General features: G+C 70.5%; 1 protein-coding gene. It reads left to right on the top strand.

Annotation, left to right across the window (positions count from 1 at the left end; all coding sequences use genetic code 11):
* Positions 1 to 261 precede the first annotated feature (261 nt).
* The coding region (locus tag AB0G15_RS43485) for a PHB depolymerase family esterase (RefSeq protein WP_362851596.1) at positions 262 to 1,310 on the top strand (1,049 nt) is incomplete at its 3' end.

Here is a 1,310-nt window from a genome sequence, read left to right as displayed (position 1 = left end):
CCTCCAGCTGCTCTACCAGGGCCGCGACCCCAGGTCCGACGGCGTCGACTACGGCCTCCTGCCCTACCGGCCGGGCCTGCTGACCCTGCAGCGCTGACACCATGACAGCCGATCCGACTCCCCTGCTGACCATCCTTCCGTCCTGATGAAGGGGCCTCCGGTGCGGCGCGATCCGCCGCACCGGAGGCTTCGGCTTGGGCCTTGGCAGGGCAAGCCGTCGGCGGAGTGGCTGGAGGCGTCCCGGCAATCGAAAGGCATGACGTGAAACGAAGGCTCAGGGCCGTACTGGCGGCCGCCACCTTGCCCTTGTTGATCGCGGGCCTGCTCCTGGCGGTCCGGCCCGCCGCGGCCGCGTCGCTGACCCAGGTGACCAACTTCGGCACCAACCCCACGAACCTGAACATGTACATCTATGTTCCGGACAGGGTCGCGGCACGGCCGGCGATGCTGGTCATGGTCCACTACTGCACCGGCACGGCCGCCGGGGTCTTCAACAGCGTCGGGCGCGACTACGTGACCGCGGCGGACCGGTACGGGTACATCATCGTGGTCCCCGAGGCCACCCGGGAGGGACGCTGCTTCGACGTCTCCACCCCTGCCGCGCTCAGGCGCGACGGCGGCGGCGACTCCACCGGAATCATGTCCATGGCCGCGTGGGCCCGGCAGCGCCACAACGTCGATCCCGGCCGCATCGTGGTCAGCGGCTTCTCCTCCGGCGCGATGATGACCAACGTGCTCGCCGCCCAGTACCCGGACGTGTTCACGGCCGCCGCGGCGTTCTCCGGCGTCCCCGCCGGGTGCTTCGCCACCACCAACGGCTCGCTGTGGAACAGCCAGTGCTCCGGCGGGAACCTCATCAAGACCGCGCGGCAGTGGGGCGACCAGGCGCGGGCGATGTATCCCGGGTACACCGGCCGCTATCCCCGGATGCAACTGTGGCACGGCAGCACCGACACCACGCTGGCCTACCCGAACTTCGGCGAAGAGATCAAGCAGTGGACCGACCTGCACGGGTCGAGCCAGACACCGGCGTTCACCGACAACCCCCGGTCGGGCGTGACCCGGACCCGGTACGGCGCCACCACGACCCAGGCTCCCGTCGAGGCGTTCAGCTTCGCGGGCCACGGCCACTCCCTGCCACTGGACGGCATGTTCCCTCACGCCATCACGTTCCTCGGCCTCGACGGCGGCGCGAACCCGTCCCCGTCACCCACCCCGACTCCGACGGTGACTCCGACGCCGGGAACGGCCGGGGGAATCCGGGGTGTGGGCTCGGGCAGGTGCCTCGACGTGAGCGGCGTCTCGCAGGC

The organism is Streptosporangium sp. NPDC023825 (assembly GCF_040639575.1).
Classification (GTDB): Bacteria; Actinomycetota; Actinomycetes; order Streptosporangiales; family Streptosporangiaceae; genus Streptosporangium.
The sequence above is the reverse complement of the archived record's forward strand: the minus strand, read 5'-3'. Positions and strand labels throughout refer to the sequence as shown.